Origin of the sequence: Streptococcus sp. HMSC071D03 (genome assembly GCF_001812125.1) — a bacterium.
In the GTDB taxonomy this organism is placed as follows: domain Bacteria; phylum Bacillota; class Bacilli; order Lactobacillales; family Streptococcaceae; genus Streptococcus; species Streptococcus pseudopneumoniae_N.
Window position 1 is genome coordinate 1 of sequence record NZ_KV807705.1, and the last position, 241, is coordinate 241.

General features: G+C 39.4%; 1 protein-coding gene. It reads left to right on the forward strand.

All coding sequences use genetic code 11. The annotated features are described in order from the left end of the window. A partial coding sequence (locus HMPREF2837_RS11920; protein ID WP_148131779.1) for an LPXTG cell wall anchor domain-containing protein occupies nucleotides 1-155 on the forward strand: 155 nt, incomplete at its 5' end. Between the last annotated feature and the right edge of the window lie 86 nt (nucleotides 156-241).

Genomic DNA, 241 nt, shown 5'->3' on the forward strand with positions numbered 1-241 from the left:
AAGATTCACCTGCTCAAGCACCAGCTAAGAAAGCAGGAGCGAAAGAATTGCCAAATACTGGTACAGAACAATCTAGCGCTTCACTTGCTTTAGCACTTCTTGCAGCAGCGACAGGTGGACTCCTCTTCGCTAAAAAACGTGAGGAAGAAGAGTAAGAAATTACTCAAATAAAGCAAAACTGAGAATCTCAATTCTATGAATTTGCTAGAAAAACCGTAAGAAGAAATTCTTACGGTTTTTT